The 22,712-nt window shown below is 64.1% G+C and carries 24 protein-coding genes, 1 tRNA gene and 1 pseudogene; 5 read left to right on the plus strand and 21 right to left on the minus strand.

From position 1 onward, the window contains the following. Window positions 1–133: 133 nt before the first annotated feature. Window positions 134–1,105, minus strand: a complete 972-nt coding sequence (locus tag ACP2YP_RS22410; protein ID WP_426418514.1) for an SDR family NAD(P)-dependent oxidoreductase — start codon at window positions 1,103–1,105, stop codon at window positions 134–136. Between the two features lie 146 nt (window positions 1,106–1,251). Further along, window positions 1,252–1,448: pseudogene (locus ACP2YP_RS22415) on the minus strand (dihydrodipicolinate synthase family protein); the annotation flags it as partial. A gap of 240 nt (window positions 1,449–1,688) precedes the next feature. Between ACP2YP_RS22415 and ACP2YP_RS22420 the strand changes: the two are divergent. After that, window positions 1,689–1,928, plus strand: coding sequence for a hypothetical protein (locus ACP2YP_RS22420; RefSeq protein ID WP_426418515.1), 240 nt, complete (start codon window positions 1,689–1,691; stop codon window positions 1,926–1,928). Window positions 1,929–2,044: 116 nt separating this feature from the next. On the opposite strand, the gene ACP2YP_RS22425 is transcribed toward ACP2YP_RS22420, so the two are convergent. Next, window positions 2,045–3,022: an alpha/beta hydrolase fold domain-containing protein gene (locus tag ACP2YP_RS22425; protein ID WP_426418516.1), complete on the minus strand. Its 978-nt coding sequence runs from the start codon at window positions 3,020–3,022 to the stop codon at window positions 2,045–2,047. Window positions 3,023–3,173: 151 nt separating this feature from the next. Between ACP2YP_RS22425 and ACP2YP_RS22430 the strand changes: the two genes are divergently transcribed. After that, the gene (locus ACP2YP_RS22430; RefSeq protein WP_426418517.1) at window positions 3,174–3,764 is read left to right on the plus strand and encodes a TetR/AcrR family transcriptional regulator; all 591 of its coding nucleotides are present in this window, start codon (window positions 3,174–3,176) and stop codon (window positions 3,762–3,764) included. A 194-nt stretch (window positions 3,765–3,958) separates the two neighbouring features. Beyond that, window positions 3,959–4,195 carry a hypothetical protein gene (locus tag ACP2YP_RS22435; protein ID WP_426418518.1) on the plus strand — a complete coding sequence of 79 codons (237 nt, stop codon included), beginning with the start codon at window positions 3,959–3,961 and terminating at the stop codon, window positions 4,193–4,195. Between the two features lie 92 nt (window positions 4,196–4,287). Here ACP2YP_RS22435 and ACP2YP_RS22440 read toward each other — a convergent pair. From ACP2YP_RS22440 to ACP2YP_RS22470, 7 genes are all read right to left on the minus strand, one after another. Beyond that, window positions 4,288–4,365 (minus strand) — tRNA-Pro (locus tag ACP2YP_RS22440). 112 nt (window positions 4,366–4,477) lie between these two features. Then, window positions 4,478–5,056 carry a MerR family transcriptional regulator gene (locus ACP2YP_RS22445; RefSeq protein ID WP_426418519.1) on the minus strand — a complete coding sequence of 193 codons (579 nt, stop codon included), beginning with the start codon at window positions 5,054–5,056 and terminating at the stop codon, window positions 4,478–4,480. 26 nt (window positions 5,057–5,082) lie between these two features. After that, the gene (locus ACP2YP_RS22450; RefSeq protein ID WP_018456841.1) at window positions 5,083–5,424 is read right to left on the minus strand and encodes an integration host factor subunit alpha; all 342 of its coding nucleotides are present in this window, start codon (window positions 5,422–5,424) and stop codon (window positions 5,083–5,085) included. 134 nt (window positions 5,425–5,558) lie between these two features. Beyond that, window positions 5,559–6,539 carry a beta-ketoacyl-ACP synthase III gene (locus ACP2YP_RS22455; RefSeq protein ID WP_426418520.1) on the minus strand — a complete coding sequence of 327 codons (981 nt, stop codon included), beginning with the start codon at window positions 6,537–6,539 and terminating at the stop codon, window positions 5,559–5,561. Beyond that, on the minus strand, window positions 6,536–7,597 hold the full coding sequence (gene plsX, locus ACP2YP_RS22460; protein WP_426418521.1) for a phosphate acyltransferase PlsX: 1,062 nt from the start codon (window positions 7,595–7,597) through the stop codon (window positions 6,536–6,538). The genes ACP2YP_RS22455 and plsX overlap by 4 nt, the downstream gene beginning before the upstream one ends. Before the next feature lie 296 nt (window positions 7,598–7,893). Then, the gene (locus tag ACP2YP_RS22465; protein WP_426418522.1) at window positions 7,894–8,469 is read right to left on the minus strand and encodes a YceD family protein; all 576 of its coding nucleotides are present in this window, start codon (window positions 8,467–8,469) and stop codon (window positions 7,894–7,896) included. Next, window positions 8,466–9,017, minus strand: coding sequence for a ubiquinol-cytochrome C chaperone family protein (locus tag ACP2YP_RS22470; protein ID WP_426418523.1), 552 nt, complete (start codon window positions 9,015–9,017; stop codon window positions 8,466–8,468). Before ACP2YP_RS22470 ends, ACP2YP_RS22465 begins: the two co-directional genes overlap by 4 nt. A 98-nt stretch (window positions 9,018–9,115) precedes the next feature. On the opposite strand from ACP2YP_RS22470, the gene ACP2YP_RS22475 reads away from it, so the two are divergent. Both ACP2YP_RS22475 and ACP2YP_RS22480 read left to right on the plus strand, forming a co-directional pair. Beyond that, window positions 9,116–9,601 carry an outer membrane protein assembly factor BamE gene (locus ACP2YP_RS22475; protein WP_426418524.1) on the plus strand — a complete coding sequence of 162 codons (486 nt, stop codon included), beginning with the start codon at window positions 9,116–9,118 and terminating at the stop codon, window positions 9,599–9,601. A 130-nt stretch (window positions 9,602–9,731) separates the two neighbouring features. Then, window positions 9,732–10,733, plus strand: a complete 1,002-nt coding sequence (locus ACP2YP_RS22480; protein WP_426418525.1) for a Bug family tripartite tricarboxylate transporter substrate binding protein — start codon at window positions 9,732–9,734, stop codon at window positions 10,731–10,733. Between the two features lie 436 nt (window positions 10,734–11,169). On the opposite strand, the gene ACP2YP_RS22485 is transcribed toward ACP2YP_RS22480, so the two are convergent. From ACP2YP_RS22485 to ACP2YP_RS22535, 11 genes are all read right to left on the minus strand, one after another. Next, the gene (locus tag ACP2YP_RS22485) at window positions 11,170–11,847 is read right to left on the minus strand and encodes a transposase (protein WP_426418526.1); all 678 of its coding nucleotides are present in this window, start codon (window positions 11,845–11,847) and stop codon (window positions 11,170–11,172) included. A 1,784-nt stretch (window positions 11,848–13,631) separates the two neighbouring features. Further along, complete coding sequence (locus tag ACP2YP_RS22490; protein WP_426418527.1) at window positions 13,632–15,752, minus strand: sodium-translocating pyrophosphatase; 2,121 nt, start codon at window positions 15,750–15,752, stop codon at window positions 13,632–13,634. 238 nt (window positions 15,753–15,990) lie between these two features. Beyond that, window positions 15,991–16,989 (minus strand): thiamine-phosphate kinase, encoded by a 999-nt coding sequence (thiL, locus tag ACP2YP_RS22495; RefSeq protein ID WP_426418528.1) that lies wholly within the window; start codon window positions 16,987–16,989, stop codon window positions 15,991–15,993. Window positions 16,990–17,158: 169 nt separating this feature from the next. Next, a complete protein-coding gene (gene nusB / locus ACP2YP_RS22500) occupies window positions 17,159–17,653 on the minus strand; it encodes a transcription antitermination factor NusB (RefSeq protein WP_426418529.1) in 495 nt (164 codons plus the stop codon). Between the two features lie 3 nt (window positions 17,654–17,656). Then, window positions 17,657–18,148 (minus strand): 6,7-dimethyl-8-ribityllumazine synthase, encoded by a 492-nt coding sequence (gene ribH, locus ACP2YP_RS22505; protein WP_426418530.1) that lies wholly within the window; start codon window positions 18,146–18,148, stop codon window positions 17,657–17,659. 87 nt (window positions 18,149–18,235) lie between these two features. Next, window positions 18,236–18,862, minus strand: a complete 627-nt coding sequence (locus tag ACP2YP_RS22510; RefSeq protein ID WP_426418531.1) for a riboflavin synthase — start codon at window positions 18,860–18,862, stop codon at window positions 18,236–18,238. 1 nt (window position 18,863) lies between these two features. Further along, a complete protein-coding gene (gene ribD / locus ACP2YP_RS22515; RefSeq protein WP_426418532.1) occupies window positions 18,864–20,012 on the minus strand; it encodes a bifunctional diaminohydroxyphosphoribosylaminopyrimidine deaminase/5-amino-6-(5-phosphoribosylamino)uracil reductase RibD in 1,149 nt (382 codons plus the stop codon). Further along, window positions 20,009–20,491, minus strand: a complete 483-nt coding sequence (gene nrdR / locus ACP2YP_RS22520; RefSeq protein ID WP_027529969.1) for a transcriptional regulator NrdR — start codon at window positions 20,489–20,491, stop codon at window positions 20,009–20,011. Before nrdR ends, ribD begins: the two co-directional genes overlap by 4 nt. Window positions 20,492–20,506: 15 nt before the next feature. Further along, complete coding sequence (gene glyA / locus ACP2YP_RS22525) at window positions 20,507–21,805, minus strand: serine hydroxymethyltransferase (RefSeq protein WP_426418533.1); 1,299 nt, start codon at window positions 21,803–21,805, stop codon at window positions 20,507–20,509. A gap of 261 nt (window positions 21,806–22,066) precedes the next feature. Then, window positions 22,067–22,288 (minus strand): hypothetical protein, encoded by a 222-nt coding sequence (locus ACP2YP_RS22530; RefSeq protein WP_027529971.1) that lies wholly within the window; start codon window positions 22,286–22,288, stop codon window positions 22,067–22,069. Between the two features lie 37 nt (window positions 22,289–22,325). Beyond that, window positions 22,326–22,562, minus strand: a complete 237-nt coding sequence (locus tag ACP2YP_RS22535) for a hypothetical protein (protein ID WP_426418534.1) — start codon at window positions 22,560–22,562, stop codon at window positions 22,326–22,328. Window positions 22,563–22,712 lie beyond the last annotated feature (150 nt).

The raw sequence follows: 22,712 nt of genomic DNA on the forward strand, positions 1-22,712 counted from the left end.
ATCGTCATAAGAGCACGAGCGCGCGTGTGAGGGCAGGTAAAATTAACTGAGCAAAATTACCTGCGCACCTCTTGCGATGATGCTCCTCATACCTACATCGGCGCGCGATCGTTGACGGTCTCAGCCAATAGAGTCAGCCGAGTCGCCAGCCGACTTCCTGGGTGAAACTTTCGTAAAAGGCGCGGTCATAGGCCTGCTCGGGGGCCGCGCGCACGCGTTCGTCGAGCAGCTTGGCGTCCTCGCCGACCAGGATGCGCCAGCGCTCCGCCTTCACGCCGTCGAGAATGATCCTGGCGGCCTGCGCCGCCGTCGTCGGCGCCTCCTCGAGGAAGGTACGGGCGCGTTCGGCGAACGCCGCCTGGATGGCGTCGTCCGACATTTTGTCAGCATCTGGCACGCCGGCCGCAACCATGCGCTTGCGGGTCAGCACGACCTCCTCGGCGTTGAGACGCTCCGATCCGTCGCCGCTCTGCACCTTGCGTGAGTTGGAGACGATCGAGGTGCCGATATGGCCTGGCATCACCACCGAGCATTTGACGTGCGGCGCGTGGAGACGGAGGTCGTTGATCAGCGCTTCGCTAAATCCCTTCACCGCGAACTTCGCCGAGCTGTAGGCGGTGTGCGCCTGGTTCATGCCGATCGAGGCCCAGAAGCCGTTGACGCTGGCGGTGTTGATGATGTGGGCTTCGTCCGCCTTGACCAGCATGGGCAGGAAGGTGCGGACGCCGAGATAGACGCCGCCCCAGCAGATGTTGAAGGTGCGCTCCCATTGCTCGCGCGTGTTGGCGAACAGGCTGCCGCCGCCGCCGATGCCGGCATTGTTGAACAGCAGATGGATCTTGTCGGTCTTCTGCTGCTCGGCGAGCTCGTCGCGAAAACGCTTGAGTTGATCCTCGATCGCGACATCGGCGACGTGCGTCGTGATGCGCAGCCCCTGCGGCAGCTTCTCGACCTCGCAGAGCCGCTTGGTCTCGGCCATCGCGGCGTCCGAGACGTCGCACATCGCGACGTTGCAGCCCTCGGCAACAAGCTGCCGGGCGAGCTCGCGCCCCATGCCCGTGCCACCACCGGTGATGACGGCGATTTTTCCAGCAAATTCCTTCATGGGACTTCGGCCCCTCCCCTTATCGGCATGTTTCTTCGTCGTTACCGCGCCGCGCATGCGACGCACCCGAAATGTAGCAGCGCCGCATCCGCAGGTAAAAGCGGATCGGCGCTGCCATGCTCAAATCAGTTATTTCGGCGGGCGAACTATTCCGCCGCTTCGACACGCGGACCGTTCAACGCACCAAGCGCCTCCAGCGCCTTGCGGGTCGCAGCCTGCTGTGCAGGCGAGGCTTCCGGCATCGGCGCACGCGGATAGGTTCTGGGCAGGCCTGGAGCGTCTGCGCGTAGCGGGTGCAGGCCGGCAGATTATCGGCGATGACGGCGTTCCACAGCGTCAGCAGCCAGTCCTGTGAAGGGCGGATCGCGCGGCGCTGCCCCCACAATCGCTCATTCCTGCGCCTTTCCCTGTGGATTCCCCGTAGTTGTCCGGCTTCGGGTTTTGGGCAAATTTTTTACAATCCGAATCGTCAAATGGGGAACGTTGGGGCGAGTCGATCTGGCCGGCGTGTCGTTTCGGACACAGGCTGTGGCACTCGGCTTGCATCCTCCTGGTGGTCGAAACTACCGATGAGGTGACTGGAATGTTCATAACCGTCGTTGCAGTGCTCTGCCGGCTCGGCGCTGCTGCCTCAGGCAGCTGTGTCGAGGAAATCGTGACCGACAGCAACATGACGCCCGATATGTCGATGATGGCGTGTGCAATCGGTGCACAGGCCCCGCTCGCAAAATGGATGGGCGAGCATCCGATCTATCACGCCAACTGGCGCCTCGAGCGCTACAAATGCGTGCCGGGTCACTACGAGATCAAGGGCCACGCCTAAGGCCCTGCAAAACTACGTCTATCGAGGAAACGCCCGGGGCCGCCTTCCCCGCGCGAGCTTGCAGCGCCAGCCCCATTGCGGCAGCGCGCCGCGTGACCACGATCACGCCTTCCCCCTTAAGCCACCGCACGCAGGATATTCGCACGCGCCTGCCGCCCTTCCGGCGTCGGCATCAGCGCATAATTGTGCGGCTGGTCACGGAGCAGATGCAGCTCGACCGGCACGCCGGCCGCCCTCGCCCGCGCGGCAAGATCGACGCTGTCGGGATAAAGCAGATCGCGCGTGCCCGAAAAGATCGTCATCGGCGCGAGCGAACGAAAGGCACCGTTGAGCGGGCTGACGAAGGGATGGCCGACATCGAGCTCGCCGGCATAGAGCCGACCGGCTTCGATGATTCCGGGAATGTCCTGGATCGGATCGCGCGCTGCGATCTCGACCTGCTCCGGACGGCTCACCGAGGCATCGGCCGCGGGCGAGATCAGCATCAGCCGGCTCGGCTGCCGATGCCCGCGATCGCGCAGCCACTGGCATGCGGCGAGCGCGAGGCCTGCACCGGCCGAGTTGCCGACCACCGTGACCTTTGCCGACCCCGCATCCTCCAGCAGCATCCGCAACAGCTCGGCCGTCCTCGGCACGACATCCTTCGCGGTCGCGCGTGGCGCAAGCGGGTAGATCGGCACGACGCAGACGACGCCCGCCTGGCGCGTCATCTGGCCGACGAAGCGCCAATGCGCGGGCACGATCTCGTTGATGTAGCCGCCGCCATGCAGGAACATCACGTGGTTGCAGTCCTCAAAGCCCGACAATGGCGCCGTGTAATAGACCGGCCAGCCGCCCATCTTCGTCAGCGTCACCTCGACGCCGCGACCAAGCCCCGTAGGCTCATACGAGGCCGGCGCCAATGCGAGCTTCTGCACATGCGCCTGCACGGCCTCGGCTGAGGCAAGCTGCTCCTTGTATGGAAGCTGCCGCAGCAGCAAGTTGAAGACGCGGCTCTGCAAGCTCGGTGCGGGATCGTTTGAAGGCTTCACCCGCGAGAAATTGCATTCGCAAAGCCGCCCGATCGACAGCATCTTCGCAACGCTCATGCTCATGGCCTCACCTGCTGCGCCAGCCGGCACGATTGGCTCTGTCCAGAGGGTGCCGACCACGCCTATAATGCGAGCATTCACTCGCTTTTCCTACTCGCATTCGGAATTGAGAATCATGGCGCGCAAACCGCCGACAAATCCCCGGAAAAATGCCTTGCAGGAGCGATCCCGCGCCACGGTCGATGCCCTCGTCGAGGCAACTGCTCGCATTCTGGTCCGGGAGGGTTTTGAGAAGACGAGCACCAACCGGATCGCCGAACTCGCCGGCGTCAGCGTCGGCTCGCTCTACCAGTATTTTCCGAGCAAGGAGGCGCTGGTCGCCGCTGTGATCGAGCGTCACAACCAGGAGATCATGGGGCTCGTCCGCGCAACGCTCACCGAAATTTCCGACTTGCCGATCGAGAAAGCCGTGCGCCGTCTCGTCACCGTCGCGATCGAAGCGCATCGCATCAAGCCCGAACTGCATCGCGTCCTCGCCGAGCAGATTCCGCGCGCTGGAAAGCTCGACGTCGAAGCCTTCAACCGCGAGGTCCACACCCTCGTCCGCGCCTATTTCGACGGCCATCGCAAGGAAATGCGCAAGATCGACCTCGATGTCGCAACCTTCATCTGCGTCAGCACAATCGAAGCGATCGCGCACAACACGGTGCTGAACCAGGCCGAGATGCTGTCGGACAAGATGGTGAGGACGCTGGTGGACGAGACGGCGAGGATGGTGGTGGGGTTTTTGCGTCCGTCCACGTAGCGTTCGTTGTTCGATACAGGCTCGGTGACTCCAAACCAAGCTTCGGCAAGCTGCGGTCGGCCTGCAGCCGCGCGACGCGCGCTGTTACAGAATCGTCGCACTTCAAGAACGCGTGCGTAGGTCCTTCGAGGGGTTGAACTGGGCCCAGAAGTCCTACCTATCCGGGCAGGTGGAATACCTGAGGAAGTCAGCTGATGAAGTCACCAGAATGGAAGGGAATTGCCGTCGCGTCCGCAATTGCGTTCCTGTCAGTGTCTCTTCTGGCAGCCGACGCGCTCCTGGACCTGAACGCCAACGCGTTGGTCAAACGCCTGGAGAGCGCGCAAGCCTCCTTCGTGGATACGATGGCGCACCATCAACTCGCCTTCGCCATTAGGCCATGGGCCAGTGACAAGGCTCCGGAGCAGCAGTGTCAGCGCGACGCGTGCTGACGACCCGCCACTGGCACGGACTGGTTGCAAAAACAGGATATCGCTTGCCGATCAGCGATCGCGCAGGCATTCGGCCCATCTCTGAAGAAAAATGGTCGGAGCGAGAGGATTTGAACCTCCGACCCCTAGTCTCCCAGACTAGTGCGCTAACCGGGCTGCGCCACGCTCCGAACGTCGTTCCATTAGCTAGGATCGCTGCTTTACGCAAGGCGAGCCACACCATTTCAGTGTCTTCCCCCAAAACCCCTGGAACTGCCCGCAAGGCCGGCGAATTGCGGTCCGTCAGCCGTCCTTCAGCGCCTGATCCAGCATCTCCCGGCAGGCGACGAGGTCGGCGAGTGCCCGTCCGAGCCGTTCCCGGTCCAGCGCGCTGGTGCCGGCGGGCGCGGCGGGGGTGCCGCCCTTGCGGAAGGTGGTGAGGATGTCCTCGTCGTCAACCTCGGTGAAGCGGAAGTCGATGCCTTCCTCATCATCGCCCTGGTAATCGTCATCGTCGGCATCAGTGATGCCCTTGATGGGCGGCTCGTCGTCCGGCTCCATCAGGCTCGCCCCGATGGCGTCCTCGATGGCCCCGAACGAGACCGCGGCCGAGCCGTCGGCCAGGCCCTGCACCGATTTGATGCCGTGTTCTTTCAGGATCCGCTGCACCCCGCGGATGGTATAACCCTCCCCATAGAGCAGACGGCGGATGCCTTTGAGAAGATCGACGTCGTCGGGGCGGTAATAGCGGCGGCCGCCGCTGCGCTTCATCGGCTTGATCTGGGAGAATCGGGTCTCCCAGAACCGCAGCACGTGCTGCGGAATGTCGAGCTCCTGCGCTACTTCGCTGATGGTTCGGAACGCATCCGGCGCCTTGTCCAAATGCCAAATCCTTCGCGCGGGGCGACTTACGCCTCGGGTTGAGCCTTGCTGGCATCGCCATTGGTGCGGTGCTGGGCGTTGATCCGTTGCTTCAGGATCGCCGACGGCTTGAACACCATCACCCGGCGCGGCGAGATCGGCACCTCGGTACCGGTCTTCGGGTTGCGGCCGATGCGCTGGCCCTTCTTGCGGACCATGAAGGACCCGAACGAGGACAATTTCACCGTCTCGCCCTTCTCGAGGCAGTCGGTGATCTCCTTCAGCACGAGTTCCACGAAGGCGGACGATTCCGTGCGCGACAGCCCCACCTTCTGGTAGACGGCTTCGCAGAGATCGACACGCGTTACGGTTTTACTTTGATCGGTCATCGCCCTGCCCCACATCACGGCGAACAATTGTTGTCTGAAATTATGAGGTTACGATACGACGGTCAACAGCGCTCATCAATGCAGACGCATCGATAATCGCGGCCAATTCCGGCAAAATTTTATCGACTGTGGCTCTACCAGCGCACCAGCGCGGAGCCCCAGGTGAAGCCGCCGCCCATCGCCTCCAGCAGAACCAAGTCGCCGCGCTTGATGCGGCCGTCCTTGCGCGCCACCGACAGCGCCAAGGGAATCGAGGCGGCCGAGGTGTTGCCGTGACGGTCCACCGTCAGCACCACCTTCTCCGGCGCGATGTGCAGCTTGTGGGCGGACGCGTCGATGATTCGCTTGTTGGCCTGGTGCGGCACGAACCAGTCGATGCTGTCGGCATTGAGCCCGGTCGCCTCGAAGGCGTCGACGATCACGTCCGTGATCATGCCGACCGCATGCTTGAAGACCTCGCGGCCTTCCATGCGCAGGTGGCCGACCGTCTGGGTCGAGGACGGCCCGCCGTCGACGAACAGCTTTGCCTTGTGACGGCCGTCGGAGCGCAGATGCGTGGTCACCACGCCGCGGTCGGTTGCAGCCGACCCCGGCTGCTCCTGCGCGTCCAGCACGACCGCGCCGGCACCGTCGCCGAACAGCACGCAGGTGCCGCGGTCGTTCCAGTCGAGGATGCGCGAGAAGGTCTCGGCGCCGATCACCAGAGCGCGCTTGAAGGCGCCAGAGCGCAAGAAATTATCGGCGGTCGCAAGCGCGAAAACGAAGCCCGAGCACACCGCCTGGAGGTCGAAGGCCGCGCCGTGATTGATGCCGAGCGCGTGCTGCACGGCGACCGCGGTCGCAGGGAACGTGTTGTCCGGCGTCGAGGTTGCGAGCACGATCAGCTCGATCGACTGCGCATCCACACCGGCGTCGGCAAGCGCGGCCTGCGCCGCCTTGATCGCAAGATGCGAGGTGAACTCGCCGTCGGCCGCAATGTGCCGCTCGCGAATGCCGGTCCGCTGCGCGATCCACTCGTCGGACGTGTCGACGCGCGCCGCCAATTGGGCATTGGTCACCACCTGCTCCGGCAGGTAGGAGCCGCAGCCCAGCACGACCGAACGAATTTTGGTCACGAAACATCCTCCGGCGCGGTTGGCGCTGAACTGAGCGCACCCCCATCGCGGTTGAGCATCTGGTTGATCTTGTTCAGAAGATCGAATTTGGCCATCTCATAACCAACATCGATCGCATAGGCAAAGCCTTCGGCGTTAATTCCGCCATGGCTCTTGACCACGAGCCCGTTCAGCCCGAGCAGCACGCCACCGTTCGACTTGTTCGGGTCCATCTTGTCGCGCAAGGCCTGGAAGGCGTTGCGGGCAAAGAGATAACCGAGCCTGGACAGCCAGCTCCGCTGAATCTCGTTGCGAAGCAAGTCCGCCATCTGGCGCGCGGTTCCCTCGGCAGCCTTGAGCGCGATGTTGCCGCTGTAGCCCTCGGTCACGATCACGTCGGCCAGCCCCTTGCCGATGCCGTCGCCCTCGACGAAGCCGATATAATCGAGTTCCGGCAGGTTCATCGTGCGCAGGGTTTCGCCGGCCTCGCGGATCTCCTCGTGCCCCTTGATCTCCTCGGTCCCGATGTTGAGCAAGCCGACAGTCGGGCGCTTCTTGTCGAACACGACGCTCGCCATGGCCGCGCCCATCACCGAGAGCGCCACCAGATGGCGCGCATCGCCGCCGATCGTGGCGCCGAGATCGAGCACGACGGTAGAGCCGTGCATGGTCGGCCACACTGCCGTGATCGCGGGGCGGTCGATGCCAGGCAGCGTGCGCAGATGGAAGCGTGCCATCGCCATCAGCGCGCCGGTGTTGCCGGCGGACACGGCGACATCCGCCTCGCCCTTCTTTACCGCGTCGATCGCCAACCACATCGAGGAGGTCTTGCGGCCACGGCGCAACGCCTGGCTCGGCTTGTCGTCGCCGCTGACGGCAACCTCGGTATGGATGACCCGGGAAGCGGCCTTGAGCCGGGGGTGGCGCTCGAGCTCGGGCTCGATCCTGGCGCGATCCCCGACCAGCAGGAACTCGGTCTCGGGATGCCTGCCAAGCGAGATGGCCGCGCCTGGAATGACAACAGCGGCGCCGACGTCACCGCCCATGGCGTCAAGCGCGATACGAACCTTGCTTGGCATCAAAATCCCGGAAACCTGGTCTGGCGCGGCCGTCAATCAGCGGGGCCGCGAAATGGGTCCGCCATGGACATGGCGACCGGCCAGGCGCCACGCCGCGCCCGGACCGGCGCGGACAATAGCGTTTTGTTATCCCGAAACAACCTCTTGCCCCCAGTCTTTTGGATTGAGGGCGACCCGCCGGCGGACACTCGCATTCCACAAGAACCCATTAAACATCAAACAGATATGACGACATTTCAAACTGATCCCGCAAACCCCTCGCACCCGTAGCAAGCGGTCTTACGGGGAATGCCCAGCTATTTGCCTTTCTTCTTGCCCTGCTTGTTGTCCTGGAGCGCCTTCAGGGCCGCGAATGGATGATCCTCGGGGTCGAGCGCGGTGACCTCCGCCTCGAATGCGACCCCCGGCTTTCGCGGATAGGGGTCGATTGCCAGGAACAGCGCGTCCGTCGCAATCCGACCGAGATCAATGAGCCCGTTGACGATGGACTCGGGCGGATCGGCGACCTCCGGCGGTTCTTCGTCGTCCTGCCCCTCTTCGATCAGGTCAGCCAGCCGCCGTACGTCGGCCTCAGGCGCAAAGATCAGGTCGACCTCCTCGTCGATCACGCTCTCGATCGGGTCGAGTGTGACCACGCAGGTCTGGCCAACCCGGCCGCGGACACGGCCCGTGACCTGGATACGGCCGCCGCTCTTCGGCACGACGTCAAAGGTGGCCTGAGCCGACAGAATGTCGCGAACGCCCGCGAGATCGGCCATGGCCTGGCGCTCGGCCGCCGAGGCTTCGAGCTCACGATGCAGGCCGGTATCGGGAATATGCGCGACCGTCACGGGCGCTCGCCAGGGATCGGGTCCGGTCATCGGTCGGTTCATGACGTTCCATCCTCCCGAGGCGGAGCGGTAAATTTGAAGGACCCGCGCAGAAGCGCGGGATCGCCGGTCTGGCCGAGATCCGCATCTGCGGCCTGTGCGTAACTTGCGAGCCGCCGCGCGTGATCCAACCCGGCGCCATTCAAGATATTCTTGCAGATCGCCTGCGCCAGCGCCTCGGCGCCCGTGTCGATCGCCTGGTCGTAAGCCTGGACGCGGCCGTAAAAGGCCTCGCCGAAGGCCCGCATCCGCTTCGGGACGGTCTGGTCGCCCACGCCCATCTCCCTCAGATTGTCGTCCATGTCCTCACAGAAGCGGTCGAACAGGGCCTGTGACAGCTCCACCCCGCCTTGGGCGGTCCGCAACCGCCGCAGCAACAGCCAGAGATGCAGCAACAACAGGTCGAAACGCCCATTAACCGTATCGGGCACGCCCAAGTCCCGGTAAAATATGGGTTCTCGCGCCTGCGTCACGATCATGCCATAGATGGCCTCAATGGTGCCGGCCGGGGCTAGCCGGGGTTTCCTGAAGTGATTGAACGGCCAAAGCATTGTGGTTTCCGCAAGCGGGCGCGCGCGAGTTGCATTCAGAGCCTCCGCCCGGTACTTCAGCGCCTCGCGCGACGCAAGGGGACGGAATCAGTTCCGCTATGACGATAACCAACCAGACCAGCCTGCGCGCAGACAAGCGGCGCGGCCTTCATGCACGCTGGCGCGGCCTGCGCATCCTCGCGGCCGTGGCTCTGGTCGGTGGCGCCCTTGCGGGATGCACCGGCGAGCAATTCCAGAAGGGCTATATCCTGCCGCCCGGAGCGCTCGAGCAGATTCCGATCGGCGCTAGCCAGGACCAGGTGCTGATCGTGATGGGCACGCCCTCCACGGTCGCGACGCTGGACGGCGAAGTGTTTTACTACATCTCGCAGCGCTCGGAGCGCATGGTCGCCTTCATGAACCAGAAGGTGGTCGACCAGCGCGTCATCGCCGTCTATTTCGACAAGAACCGGCGCGTGCGCCGCCTTGCGAATTACGGCCTGCAGGACGGCAAGATCTTCGACTCCATCAGCCGGACCACGCCGACCTCGGGTCAGGAGATGAGCTACCTCGCGCCGCTGTTCAAGCTGCTCAGCTTCAACTGAGATCGTGAGCTGATATTTCGGCCTGCGGCGGCGTGCCGCCGTTCGCGCAGCGCTTGCGGGCGCGCGCGACTTGCCGTTGCGCGCCGGGTTCCATACGCTCTCTGCAAAACAAAATGCAGGGAGTGGATTCGTGCCCAACAACATTCTGTCCCGTCGTCGCGTGCTCGCCGGTGCCGCCGGGCTGTCGGCCGCAGCGATCCTGCCGCGATCGAGCCTTGCCGATTGGAAGCCGACTGAGAACATCCGTCTCATCGTGCCGGCCGCGGCGGGCGGCTCGACCGACGTGATGGGCCGGCTGCTCGCAGCCCATCTCCAGTCCGCCTGGGGTCAGACCGCGGTGGTGGAGAATCGTTCGGGCGGCGGCGGCACGATCGGGACCGCCGAAGTGGTTCGCTCCAAGGCCGACGGCCACACCATCCTGATCGGCAACCCCGGGCCGAACGCGATCGCCTACAGCATCTTCAAGAACCTCAACTACAAGCCGGACCAGCTCCAGCCGGTGTCCAACATGATCCGGATCCCGAACATCGTGTCGGCGCATCCGAAGACCGGCATCAAGTCGGTCGCCGAGCTGATTGCCTTTCTCAAGGCCAATCCGGACAAGCTCAGCTACGCCTCCTCCGGCGTCGGCCAGAGCCCTCACCTCACCGGTGCCTGGTTCCTCCAGCTCACCGGGCTGAAGATGACGCACATCCCGTTCCGTGGCGCCGGGCCTGCGCTTCAGGCCGCGCTTGCCGGCGACATCCAGATCCTGTTCGATAATCTCTATCCCAGCCTGCCGCAGGTGCAGAACGGCACGCTCAACGGCCTCTGCGTCACCACGGCCGAGCGGAGTGATCTCGCTCCGAACCTGCCGACCATGCGCGAGAGCGCGCCGGAGCTTGCGAGCTTCGATGTGACGTCATGGTTCTCGGTGTTTCTGCCGAAGGGCGTACCCGCCCCCGTGCTCGAAGCGCTCAATCTCCAGGTCAAGGCGATGCTGGAGCGCGACGACATGAAGAAGCAGATCGTCGCCATGGGTGCCCGCGCCGACTACGGCACGCCGCAGCAATTCTCGGACTTCGTGGATGCGGAGACGAAGAAATTCGCCGGCATCATCCAGAAGGAAGGGTTGCAGATGGACGTGCAGTAGAAGGCGCGCTCAAGCGAGGTCGGCAGACAACGCCCAACACACCGCTGTCATTCCCCGCGAAGGCGGAGAATCCAGTACGCCGCGCCCTGTCCGTATCCCATCATGGCCTCTGGAATCTGGATCGCCCGGTCACTGCGCGGGCGATGACAGCGAGATTGAGGCTGCGCTCGCAATGACGCGGTGAGAGATCTTCACATCACCAAGACAAAACCCCGCGGCTCGCGCCGCGGGGTTTGTCTTGTGTGGTTTGCGCCGCTCAGTGCGCCAGAATCGCCAGCAGCAGCAAGGCGACGATGCTCCTCTCGATTCGACGAACGAGTGATCCTCATTTCTGCTGAACCAGATACTTCGGGATTGCGAGGCCGGCAATTTAGGCGATGGTCCGGCACCGGCACTGCAATTATCGTGTCTCACTTACGGGGTGCAGCCCAGTGCACTAAATATGGCCTTTCTGCTCCTCCGACGGCTTCGGCCCGCGCTTGGCTGGCTTGAGGACGCGCCCGGTCTGGCGCTCGATGCGGGCGAGAAAGCGGTTGTCTCCGAGCGGGCGGCCGATGCTCTCCGCAGCGCGCAGTGCGTCGAACAGATCGGCTTCCGGTTCGGTTGCCAGCAAATCGCCGAACTCCGGAAAACGATCGCGGATCGGCGCCAGTGCGGTCAGGCCGTCGGCCTTGCCGCGCAGATGCGCGCGCGTGCTCGACCAGCGCCAATCCTGCGCCCGCTTCACCAGGCGCGCCCGCACCGGATTGAGCGACACATAGCGCAGCGCCGCCGCAAGATGCTGTTCGTCCATCGCGACGGCACCGAAACGTCCTTGCCAGAAATGACCGGTGCGCTTGCGCCGCGCCTGGATGGTCCCGGCATAGCTGCGGTGAACGCGCGCAAGCGCGTGGCGCAGCCCGTCGGGATCGGATGGCACCAGGATGAGATGCACGTGGTTGGGCATCAGGCACCAGGCCCACACCTCGACCCCGGCGGCCTTGCAATTGGCCGCGAGCAGGTCGCGATACAGCGCATAGTCGCCGTCCTCGAAGAACGTGCGGGCACGACCGTTGCCGCGCTGGGTGACAAGGTGGGGATGACCGGGAATGACGACACGAGCAAGACGAGCCATGTCGCATCATGCCCGCAAAACCGGCCGGTGTCAATTTAGTGCACTGTCACCGTAATTCCTCGTAGGATTGCCCGTATTGTCGGGGACGAACACCATAGACGTTGAGAATTTAGGGGCGAGCAGGCCCCTCAAGTACATTGTAGTGTCCTTGTAGATGTATCCGCCCGGTACGCGCATGCGGTGCACTAAGCAGGCATACCCGTCTACAGGGCCGTCCTTGTGGACCTCTTCCCATGTGGGATTGCTTGGCACGTTAGCCCCCCGTCTCAGTGTCCTAATCTGTGTTATACTCCCGGCATGAGCAGAGCACGCCCGGATAACGGCCCGTCGTTCTCGAAGCCCACCTATCAGGTAAAGCGGCGGAGACCGGCTGCGTCCCCTGATCGACAGACGGTTGCTCAGGCTGAGACAGAAACAGCGTGCGCGAACACCCGCGAGTTGAACCAGCTTGGCGGGGCGGCCTGGGTCAAGAAGTACATGCCCAAGAAGTAATGCCGTCTCAATCGGCGGGTTCGTAGGATTGCTGGTCGCAAAATGCAAAGACCCCCGGCAGCGGGGGTCCTGTGCTTTGAGTGGGCTAACGGCCAAGGTGATCAGTCTTGGCCCAATGACTTCTGCGGCAGTTGGCCTCGGTGAAATCGGCTGAGCATTTCCAGGCTGGCCCGTCTTGGGGGTCGTGGGGAGTTTAGGGCCCTGGCCTTCTCAATACCGACTAGTAAAGCCGCCTCAGATCAAATCTGAGGTTCCGCGCGCAACAACGCCGGGGAGCGCCAAATCGTTCCAGGCTAAGCCGCCGTTTTATCGAGGCGAAAATGACGGATTTTTTTTGTGGTGGGGTGGATCAGTGCCAGAGGCTGTACAGAAGCAGCATGGCAACGATAACGATGGCGGCTAGGATACCCCAGCCTTTGCCGTCGAACTCGAACAACGGACCTTTGAAGCGTAGCTGATGGTCAGACACGGGCGCACCTCTCCTTATCAAAGAAGGATTACGGGGCGGCTCCGCTGGAGCAGAGGTGCGCTGATTGGTTGTAGGCTGTCAACCGCGCCACGGCTTTCCCCATGGCTTATACCTGCATAACCCTTTGGCCCAGCAGCGATAAATGCTTTTTAAAATGGGGCATTTCGAGAACGGTATTCTCGGGGTTACCCTTGCGAAAGTGACGGATTTTTTTGTGGTGGTAGGGGTAGGCTTCTAGCCTTCATCGGCCTTTGGCGTCTACCCACCGTTCTGCTTCCTCAAATGCCCTCTCAGGGGATGGATGAAGTCCGGTGCTGTAACCATCGCCAATAGAGACACGCCAGAGCGCACCCTCCTTGTGAGCGATAAGAACGCGGTTCTTGTAAGGCCGCTGCCTGAACATTGCGGTTATACTAGTTCCAAGATTACGGTGACAGTGCACTTTATTATTCGCCATCAACGTCGCTCCGAGCCTTCGGTCCGCGTTTGGCGGATCTGAAAGGTCGTCCCGCCAGACGCTCGAGCCGTACCACGAAGCGATCGTTGCCGAGCGGCCGGCCGACGCGCTCCGCGGCACGCAGCGATGCGAACAGATCGTCCGGCCGGGCAGGCCTCGTTATCCCGTTCTTGTCCATCAGACCGCGGCTTTTGCCACGCTTCCTTCAGACTCCATCTCGCGATGACGCCCTTGCGCTTTACTAATATTCACCGTGATCAGGATGGATTAGAGGACTTCCACCTCCAAGCCGCCGATCATGCTCGGCATATAACAAAAACCCCGCGGCTCGCGTCGCGGGGCTTTGTCTTGTGTCGTCTGCGCCGCTCAGTGCGCCAGGACCGCCAGCAGCAGCAGCGCCACGATGTTGGTGATCTTGATCATCGGGTTCACCGCTGGGCCCGCCGTGTCCTTGTAGGGATCACCGACGGTGTCGCCGGTCACCGCGGACTTGTGGGCATCAGAGCCCTTGCCGCCGAAATGACCGTCCTCGATGTACTTCTTGGCGTTGTCCCAGGCGCCGCCGCCCGAGGTCATCGAGATCGCGACGAACAGGCCCGTCACGATCACGCCGAGCAGCATGGCGCCGACGGCCGAGAACGCAGCCGACTTGCCGGCCGCACCGCCGCCCGCGATCGCGTAGATCAGGAAATAGACGACGATCGGCGACAGCACCGGAAGCAGCGAGGGGATGATCATCTCCTTGATCGCCGCCTTGGTGAGCAGGTCGACCGCCTTGCCGTAATCGGGCTTGTCGGTGCCCTGCATGATGCCCGGCTTCTCGCGGAACTGACGACGGACCTCCTCGACGATGGCGCTTGCCGCACGTCCCACGGCCGTCATGCCCATCGCGCCGAACAGATACGGCAGCAGGCCGCCGAACAGCAGGCCCACCACGACGTAGGGGTTGTTCAGCGAGAAGTCCGGATTGACGCCTGCGAAGTACGTATGATGCGCGGAATCGGCGATGAAGAACTTGAGGTCCTGGTTGTAGGCCGCAAACAGCACGAGAGCACCGAGACCGGCGGAGCCGATCGCGTAGCCCTTGGTCACCGCCTTGGTGGTGTTGCCGACCGCGTCGAGCGCATCGGTCGACTTGCGCACCTCCTTCGGCAGTCCCGCCATTTCGGCGATGCCGCCAGCGTTGTCCGTCACCGGACCGAAGGCATCGAGCGCCACGACCATGCCGGCCAGCGCCAGCATGGTGGCGGTCGCGATCGCGATGCCGAACAGGCCGGCGAGGCTGTAGGTGACGAGGATGCCGGCGATGATGACGATCGCAGGCAGCGCGGTCGACTCCATCGAGATCGCCAGACCCTGGATCACGTTGGTGCCGTGGCCGGTCACCGACGCTGCGGCAATCGACTTCACCGGACGATAGTCGGTACCGGTATAGTACTCGGTGATCCAGATGATCAGCGCGGTGACGACGAGGCCGACGATACCGCACTCGAACAGCGACATGCCGGTGTAGTCGACGCCGGCGAGCTTGCCGAAGCCGATCAGATAATAGATCACGCCGGCGATGCCGATCAGCGACAGGATGCCGGTTGCGATCAGGCCCTTGTAGAGCGCGCCCATGATCGACTGGCTCGGCCCGAGCTTGACGAAGAAGGTGCCGATGATGGAGGTGATGATGCAGATTCCGCCGATGGCGAGCGGCAGCGTCATCATGTCGGAGAGGATGGGCGTCTTGGCGAAGAAGATTGCCGCGAGCACCATGGTCGCGACCGCGGTCACCGCATAGGTCTCGAACAAATCGGCGGCCATGCCGGCGCAGTCGCCGACATTGTCACCGACGTTGTCTGCAATGGTGGCGGGGTTGCGCGGATCATCCTCCGGGATGCCCGCTTCGACCTTGCCGACGAGATCGCCGCCGACGTCCGCACCCTTGGTGAAGATGCCGCCGCCGAGACGGGCGAAGATCGAGATCAGCGAGGCGCCGAAGCCGAGCGCCACCAGCGCATCGACCACGGTGCGGCTATCGGGCGCAAGCTTCAGCGAATGGACCAGGAAGGCGAAATAGAGGGTCACGCCGAGCAGTGCGAGACCCGCCACCAGCATGCCGGTGATCGCGCCCGCCTTGAAGGCGAGCTCGAGGCCGCCGGCAAGCGACGTCGTCGCAGCCTGGGCGGTGCGCACATTGGCGCGGACCGAGACGTTCATGCCGATGAAGCCGGCCGCCCCCGACAGGATGGCGCCGATCAAGAAGCCGATCGCGACATAGAGTCCAAGGAAATAGGCAAGCAGCACGAAGATGACGATGCCGACGATGCCGATCGTGGTGTACTGGCGCCGGAGATACGCTTGTGCGCCTTCACGCACAGCTCCCGCGATCTCCTGCATGCGCGGTGACCCCGCATCTGCACTCAACACCGAAGACGTCGCCCAAATCGCGTAGACGACGGAAAGCACTCCGCAGAGCACTATCAACCATAATGCTGTCATGTGATGTTTGCCTCAGATCCTTGATGTACGTACCCCCGGCGCCTTTTGTTTTTCCGTCACGCGGTGCGGCGCCCTTATGTTGAACAGGGCCGCCCCTTGCACGAAGGTGTGGCCCTGGTCGGCCACAAGCTTGCCAAAATCAAATTGAGGGTGCAACGCCGGATGAGGCCGAAAAAGCCGATCTCGGCAAGTATTTAGACCTAATCCCGAGCGGCTGGCCGCCGGCCTGGCGCAATTGCTAGAAGTGGCTGTAGGACAAACGCTTCAAGGCGAGTTCCTGGCCCTGCCCGTCCAGGAAACGCGGCCGCTCATGGCCTGCGGCGATGGTGCCGATCGCCGTGACGGCCAGGCCCACCGCCCGCCCCGCGGCAACCAACGCATCGCTCTGTGCCGGCGGTACCGTGCACAGCACCTCGTAGTCGTCGCCCCCGGCAAGCAGCGTCTCAACGCAAATGGCGTTGCGGGCGACCAGGCTGGCCGCAGCAGGTGACAGGGGCACGCTCGCCACGTTGACCGTGGCCGAGACGCCGGATGCCGCGCAGAGTTTCGTCAGGTCGCCGGCGAGCCCGTCGGACACGTCCATCGCCGCTGTCGCGTGGTCGCGCACGGCCTGCGCCAGCACGTTGCGCGGCTGAGGAATCCGATAGCGCGAGATCAGCGCTGCTCTTGCAGCTGGATCGGATGCAAGCGCCGTGGCCGCCGTGCCGCCGGTGAGCACGTCGAGGCCGAGCGCGGCATCGCCGATCGTCCCCGTCACCAGGATGAGGTCACCCGGCTTGGCGCCGGTGCGGCCAACCATTCGCCCCTTCGGCACGCGGCCGAAGGCGGTGATCGAGATCATCTGAGGTCCCGGCGTCGACACTGTGTCGCCGCCGAGCAGCGGGCAGGCAAAGGTCTTCGCGTCCTCGCCGAGTGCATCCGCAAACGGCCTGAGCCAGGCATCCTCCTCGCTGCGCAGTGCCAGCGTCAGCACGAAGCCGGCGGGCGCAGCCCCTTTGGCGGCCAGATCGGACAGGTTCACCCGCAGCGCCTTGCGCGCGATGGTGTCGGGTGGATCGGTGGCAAGATAATGCACGCCCTCGACCACGGCATCGGTGGTGACGACGATGTCGTCGCCCGACGAGGACAGGATCGCGGCGTCATCGACCAGCCCGAACGCACCGGGATCCGTCGCCAGCGGCTTGAAATAGCGCGCGATGAGGGAGTCTTCGGCGGAGGGATTGTGGGAGTCGGCCATCAGCCCCACACACTACTGTCATCGCCCGGCTTGACCGGGCGATCCAGTATTCCAGGGACCGTTGTGTGAAATCGATAGGCCGCGGCGTACTGGATCACCCGCCTGCGCGGGTGATGACAGCGGAATATGGGGCAGCCGTATCGCATCACTTTACCGCCCTCGCGGGAAATTACCCCCGCCCGAACTCGTCACCGCGAAACTGGCGGCCGATCTGGTCGAGCACCGCGTTGACCATGCCGGTCTCCTCGCGGTCGACGAAGGCATTGGCGACGTCGACATATTCGGAGACCACGACACGGCCCGGCACGTCCTTGCGATGCTCCAGCTCATAGGCCCCTGCCCGCAACACCGCGCGCAGGATCGCCTCGATCCGCTTCAGCGGCCAACCCTTCGACAACGCCTCGTCGATCAGGGGATCGAGCTTCTTCTGGTCGCGCACGACACCGGACACGACGTCGCGAAAGAACGCGGCTTCCGCCGGCAGATAGGTGTCGCCCTCGACCTCGTTGCCCAGCCAGTGGCTCTCGAACTCCGCAAAGATGTCGTTGATGCCGGCGCCGGCGATGTCCATCTGGTACAGCGCCTGGACGGCCGCGAGCCGTGCGGCACCGCGCCGGTTCGCCTTCTTCTCCGTAAATCCCGCCGGTTTCCTGGTGTCAGCCATCGCTCAGGCCCGCGCCATGCGGCGTTTGATGCGCAGCATCGCAAGTGCTGCGCGTGCGGCATCGCCGCCCTTGTCGAGCTCGCTGGCGCGCGCCCGCGCCCAGGCCTGGTCCTCATTGTTGACGGTGAGGATGCCGTTGCCGAGCGGCAGCTTTCGCGCCACCGCAAGATCCATCAGCGCACGCGAGGATTCCTGCGAGACGATCTCGAAATGGATGGTATCGCCGCGGATGACGCAGCCGAGCGCGATCACCGCGTCATAGGGCTTGCCGTTCGCCGCAGCCGCGTCGACCGCGATCGCGACCGCCGCCGGGATTTCCAGCGCGCCGGGAACCGTGATGACGTCATGCATCAGGCCGGCCGCCTTCAACTCGGTGACCGCGCCGTCCAGAAGCGCGTCCTGGAGATCGTCATAGAACCGCGCCTCGACAATCAGCGCACGCGCGCCGGAAATGTCGGTCTGGTCCTTCAGGGGTGCGCGCCGCGCGTCTGCCATCGTCTCAATCCGTTTCGTGAAGTCGTCTCTGAAGTCGTCTCTTGGGTCGGCGCGTTATGTAGTCGCCGCAGGCGGGTAAGCCAAGTTTTAAACCGTCATTTCCGTCAGCCGCGCCGCATAGCGGGCCATCAAATCGACCTCGATATTAACCTCAGTCCCCGCCTTCCAGCCGCCGATTGTCGTGACATCAAGCGTATGCGGGATGATCAGCACCGAAAAGGCCACGTCCTTCACCGTATTGACCGTCAGCGAGACGCCGTCGAGCGTGATCGAGCCCTTGGTGGCGATGAAGCGCGCCAGCTCCCGCGTGGTGGAGAGCTCGAACCGCGCCATGTCGGGCAGGTCCTCGCGGCCGACGATGGTCGCGATGCCGTCGGCATGGCCGGCAACGATGTGGCCGCCGAGCTCGTCGCCGATCTTGAGCGCGCGCTCGAGATTGAGCCGCGTGCCGACATTCCAGTGCTTTGCCGTCGTCAGCGCCAGCGTCTCGGCGGCGGCATCGACGTCGAACCAGGTCCTTTGAGCAGAGTCCTTGTCGCCCCCAACGCCCGAAGCGACGACGGTGAGGCAGACGCCGTTGCAGGCGATCGAGGCGCCGTCGGCGATGGTGGTCTGGTCATAGCTGCAGGCGATGCGCAGCCGGTGCAGCTGGCCCTGCGCCGTTGGCGTGAAGCTGACGATCTCGCCGATATCGGTGACAATGCCGGTGAACATGTTAAGCGCGCTCGTAGATGGTGAGAGTATCGCGATCGAATGTCTCGCTAGCATGAACCTTGTAGGCCTGCGACTGCGTGATTTTCGACAGGGGCAATGCATCGAGCGCATCGACACCGCCAGCGCCCACCTCTTCCGCTCCGCGGAACAGCCAGATCTCGTCGACAAGGTCGGCGGACACGAACGATGCCGCAACGCGGCTGCCGCCCTCGACCATCAGGCGCGTGATGCCCTTCCCGGCGAGCGCATGCAGCACGGCCGGAAGATCGAGCCCGGATGCATTGCCTGGAGGCACGCGCATGATTTGCGCACCGGCAGCACCAAGGCGGGTCGCGGCCGCAGCCTCTGCAAGCTCAGAGCCGATCACCCAGACCGGCGTCTCACGCGCCGAGCGAACAAGCTGGCTCGCGGCGGGAATGCGCAGGCTCCGGTCGAGCACCACGCGCACCGGCGAGCGTGCCGCCATGCCCGGCAGGCGGCAGTTGAGTTGCGGATCGTCCGCCCGCACCGTGCCGATGCCGACCAGGATGGCATCGCTCGAGGCGCGCAGCAGATGCACGCGGTTGCGCACGGCCTCACCCGTGATCGCGAGCGGCTTGCCACCAGCAGCGCCGATCTTGCCGTCGGGAGAGACCGCGAGCTTCAGGATCACGTGCGGGCGGTGATCGCGGATGCGGCGGAAATGCCCGGCGTGGTCGAACGCAGCCTCTGCCGCGCACTGGCCCACGTCCACGGTGATGCCGGCCGCGCGCAGGCGCGCATGGCCCTGGCCTGCGACTTCCGGATTGGGATCCTCGATCGCTGCCACCACCCGCTTGATGCCGGCGGCGATCACCGCGTCGGCGCAAGGCGGCGACTTGCCGAAATGCGAGCATGGCTCGAGCGTGACAAAGAGCGTGGCGCCGCGCGCCGCCTCACCGGCCCGCCGCAGCGCTTCGGGCTCGGCATGCGGGCGCCCGCCCGGCTGGGTCCAGCCGCGGCCGACGATCACGCCGTCTTTCACGATGACGGCACCGACGGCCGGATTGGGCCAGGTGCGCCCCTGCCCGCGCCTGCCCAGTGCCAGCGCGAGCTGCATGAAGCGGCGATCGGCGTCCTTGGACTCGCGGATCTTCTGGGCGAATTGATCCTCCAGGATGCGGAAGATCATTTGCGGATCGCGGCGAGCCGCGCTTCCTCCTCACCGGAGAGCTCGCCAAGCACGTCGGCGAAATCCTTGGCCTCGCGGAAATTGCGGTAGACCGAGGCGAAGCGCACATAGGCAACGTCGTCGAGCGTGCGCAGATGCTCCATCACGGTCTCGCCGATCACCTCGGAGGAAATTTCGGCCTCGCCCCCGGTCTCGAGCTCGCGCACGATGGTGGAAACCATCTTCTCCACCCGCTCCGGCTCGACCGGCCGTTTGCGCAGACTGATCGACACCGAGCGCATCAGCTTGTCGCGGTCGAACGGCACGCGGCGGCCGTTGCGCTTGATCACCGTGAGCTCGCGCAGCTGCACGCGCTCGAAAGTGGTGAAACGGAATTCGCAGGCAACGCATACGCGCCGCCTGCGGATGACCGAGGAATCCTCGGTCGGACGCGAGTCCTTCACCTGCGTATCGAGACTGTTGCAGTTCGGGCAGCGCATCCGTTGAACCCAGCCTTACTGATAGATCGGGAACCGGTCGGTGAGCGCCTTGACCCGTTCCTTGATCGCGGCTTCGACCAGCGGCGCCTTGCCGTCGTCGGACTGCGCGATCGCGTTGAGGACCTCGGCGATCATGCCGCCGACCTGCTGGAATTCGGCGACGCCGAAGCCGCGGGTCGTCGCCGCAGGCGTACCGAGACGCAGGCCCGAGGTGACGAACGGCTTTTCGGGGTCGAACGGAATGCCGTTCTTGTTGCAGGTGATGGCGGCGCGGACCAGCGCCTTCTCCGAGACGTTGCCCTTCAGACCCTTCGGCCGGAGGTCAACCAGCATCAGATGGTTATCGGTGCCGCCGGAGACAATATCGAAGCCATGGCTCTTCAGCGTCTCGGCCAGCGCCTTGGCGTTCTCGACGACGTTCTTCGCATAGACCTTGAAGTCCGGACGCAGCGCCTCGCCGAAGGCAACCGCCTTCGCCGCGATCACATGCATCAGCGGGCCGCCCTGCAGGCCCGGGAAGATCGCCGAGTTGAGCTTCTTGGCGAGCACCTCGTCATTGCTGAGGATCAGGCCGCCGCGGGGGCCGCGCAGCGACTTGTGCGTCGTGGTGGTGGTGACGTGGGCATGCGGCACGGGCGAAGCATGTACGCCGCCGGCAACGAGGCCCGCGAAGTGCGCCATGTCGACCAGCAGATACGCGCCGACCGAGTCCGCGATTTCGCGGAAACGCTTGAAGTCCCAGGCGCGCGAATAGGCCGAGCCGCCGGCGACGATCAGCTTCGGCTTGACCTCTTCGACCTGCTTGGCGACCGCGTCCATGTCGATGATCTGGTCCTCGCGGCGCACGGTGTAGTGCACGGCCTTGAACCACTTGCCGCTCATGTTGACGGGCGAGCCGTGGGTGAGATGGCCGCCGGCCGCGAGGTCGAGGCCCATGAAGGTGTCGCCGGGCTGGAGCAGCGCCAGGAACACCGCCTGGTTCATCTGGCTGCCGGAGTTCGGCTGCACGTTGGCGAAATTGGCGCCGAACAGCTTCTTGGCGCGATCGATCGCGAGGTTCTCGGCGACGTCGACCCACTCACAACCGCCGTAGTAACGCGCGCCCGGATAACCCTCTGCGTACTTGTTGGTCATCACCGAACCCTGCGCTTCCAGCACGGCCCGGCTGACGATGTTCTCGGAGGCAATCAACTCGACTTCATGGCGCTGCCGGCCGAGCTCACCCTTGATGGCGGCTGCGATTTCCGGGTCGGCCTGCTCGAGCGAGGCGGTGAAAAACGAATCGGGCGCGGAGGCGGTTTTGGCGAGGGTCATCTTGCGAATATCTCCACCGCCGCAGCCGTTTGGCGGGCTACGGGCGGGTCTGGTGTGGCGATCGGAAGCGGCGAGCGCGATCTACCACATCGCCCGCCCCCGGCCAAGCATTTGCGGGTCGGGCCTGATATTTATGCAAGATATGGTGGGGACTGAAAGGATTTCAGCGCCAGGACGGCTATCCGAAAACCCCTCCGATCCGATCATCCCGGAAGGGCCCGATTCGGACCTAAGGCCGCCCCAGCACCCCCCGGATCTATCCTACAGCCCGGTATACCCGGCCTTCACGGGGTCCACGCTGCCATCGAGCTGGCGCAGATAGGTCAGGCCGCAGACTGTCAACCTGTGGGGGTCCTTCTCGCCGGCTTCCATCAAGGTGTTGAGGTAGTTCGTCACCTTCAAACGCGCCTCAGCGCTCGCCGCGGACGTGCGGTTGGCGAGCAGGTCATAGGTCTGCATGATGCGGTCGATGGCGGCTTCCATGGCACCCTCTGGTTCTCTGAAGTTTCGGGAGTCTCGATCAGGCAACCGCTCTGGCCTCGGCCTGCGCCTCAAAGCGCGCAATCGCCTTGTTGGCAAGCCTGATCTTGTTGAATTCGCCGTGCTGGAGCAGCTTGACGATGATCTCGAGCAGGCGCTCATTGGTGACGAGCGTGTCGGGGATCGCGCCGGAACGGCGAAGGTAATTCGCGGCGATCGCATAGGCATCGCTCACGAGCTCGACGTTCATAGCCTGCAACCCGCGTTCGACCAGCATCGCATCCTCCGATCCAGAGAGATAACCGCGAGGCAGGGAACTGGTTCCGTTCGGACGGTCGATTTTTCGCAACCGCGAGACGGCAAAACGCACCGGTCCGGGACAATCCGGGCCGGCGCGCTGGGGGAAGTCAGGCACGTTCGGGATGGC

It is taken from the genome of Bradyrhizobium genosp. A (assembly GCF_049949275.1).
Taxonomy (GTDB): Bacteria; Pseudomonadota; Alphaproteobacteria; order Rhizobiales; family Xanthobacteraceae; genus Bradyrhizobium.

What these genes read in the sequence shown, in the direction of transcription:
- ACP2YP_RS22410 (WP_426418514.1), bottom strand. Translation starts at nt 1,105, where the DNA reads ATGAAGGAATTTGCTGGAAAAATCGCCGTCATCACCGGTGGTGGCACG.
- ACP2YP_RS22420 (WP_426418515.1), top strand. Translation starts at nt 1,689, where the DNA reads ATGTTCATAACCGTCGTTGCAGTGCTCTGCCGGCTCGGCGCTGCTGCC.
- ACP2YP_RS22425 (WP_426418516.1), bottom strand. Translation starts at nt 3,022, where the DNA reads ATGAGCATGAGCGTTGCGAAGATGCTGTCGATCGGGCGGCTTTGCGAA.
- ACP2YP_RS22435 (WP_426418518.1), top strand. Translation starts at nt 3,959, where the DNA reads ATGAAGTCACCAGAATGGAAGGGAATTGCCGTCGCGTCCGCAATTGCG.
- ACP2YP_RS22450 (WP_018456841.1), bottom strand. Translation starts at nt 5,424, where the DNA reads ATGACCGATCAAAGTAAAACCGTAACGCGTGTCGATCTCTGCGAAGCC.
- plsX (WP_426418521.1), bottom strand. Translation starts at nt 7,597, where the DNA reads ATGCCAAGCAAGGTTCGTATCGCGCTTGACGCCATGGGCGGTGACGTC.
- ACP2YP_RS22465 (WP_426418522.1), bottom strand. Translation starts at nt 8,469, where the DNA reads ATGAACCGACCGATGACCGGACCCGATCCCTGGCGAGCGCCCGTGACG.
- ACP2YP_RS22470 (WP_426418523.1), bottom strand. Translation starts at nt 9,017, where the DNA reads ATGCTTTGGCCGTTCAATCACTTCAGGAAACCCCGGCTAGCCCCGGCC.
- ACP2YP_RS22475 (WP_426418524.1), top strand. Translation starts at nt 9,116, where the DNA reads ATGACGATAACCAACCAGACCAGCCTGCGCGCAGACAAGCGGCGCGGC.
- ACP2YP_RS22485 (WP_426418526.1), bottom strand. Translation starts at nt 11,847, where the DNA reads ATGGCTCGTCTTGCTCGTGTCGTCATTCCCGGTCATCCCCACCTTGTC.
- ACP2YP_RS22490 (WP_426418527.1), bottom strand. Translation starts at nt 15,752, where the DNA reads ATGACAGCATTATGGTTGATAGTGCTCTGCGGAGTGCTTTCCGTCGTC.
- thiL (WP_426418528.1), bottom strand. Translation starts at nt 16,989, where the DNA reads ATGGCCGACTCCCACAATCCCTCCGCCGAAGACTCCCTCATCGCGCGC.
- nusB (WP_426418529.1), bottom strand. Translation starts at nt 17,653, where the DNA reads ATGGCTGACACCAGGAAACCGGCGGGATTTACGGAGAAGAAGGCGAAC.
- ribH (WP_426418530.1), bottom strand. Translation starts at nt 18,148, where the DNA reads ATGGCAGACGCGCGGCGCGCACCCCTGAAGGACCAGACCGACATTTCC.
- ACP2YP_RS22510 (WP_426418531.1), bottom strand. Translation starts at nt 18,862, where the DNA reads ATGTTCACCGGCATTGTCACCGATATCGGCGAGATCGTCAGCTTCACG.
- ribD (WP_426418532.1), bottom strand. Translation starts at nt 20,012, where the DNA reads ATGATCTTCCGCATCCTGGAGGATCAATTCGCCCAGAAGATCCGCGAG.
- nrdR (WP_027529969.1), bottom strand. Translation starts at nt 20,491, where the DNA reads ATGCGCTGCCCGAACTGCAACAGTCTCGATACGCAGGTGAAGGACTCG.
- glyA (WP_426418533.1), bottom strand. Translation starts at nt 21,805, where the DNA reads ATGACCCTCGCCAAAACCGCCTCCGCGCCCGATTCGTTTTTCACCGCC.
- ACP2YP_RS22530 (WP_027529971.1), bottom strand. Translation starts at nt 22,288, where the DNA reads ATGGAAGCCGCCATCGACCGCATCATGCAGACCTATGACCTGCTCGCC.
- ACP2YP_RS22535 (WP_426418534.1), bottom strand. Translation starts at nt 22,562, where the DNA reads ATGCTGGTCGAACGCGGGTTGCAGGCTATGAACGTCGAGCTCGTGAGC.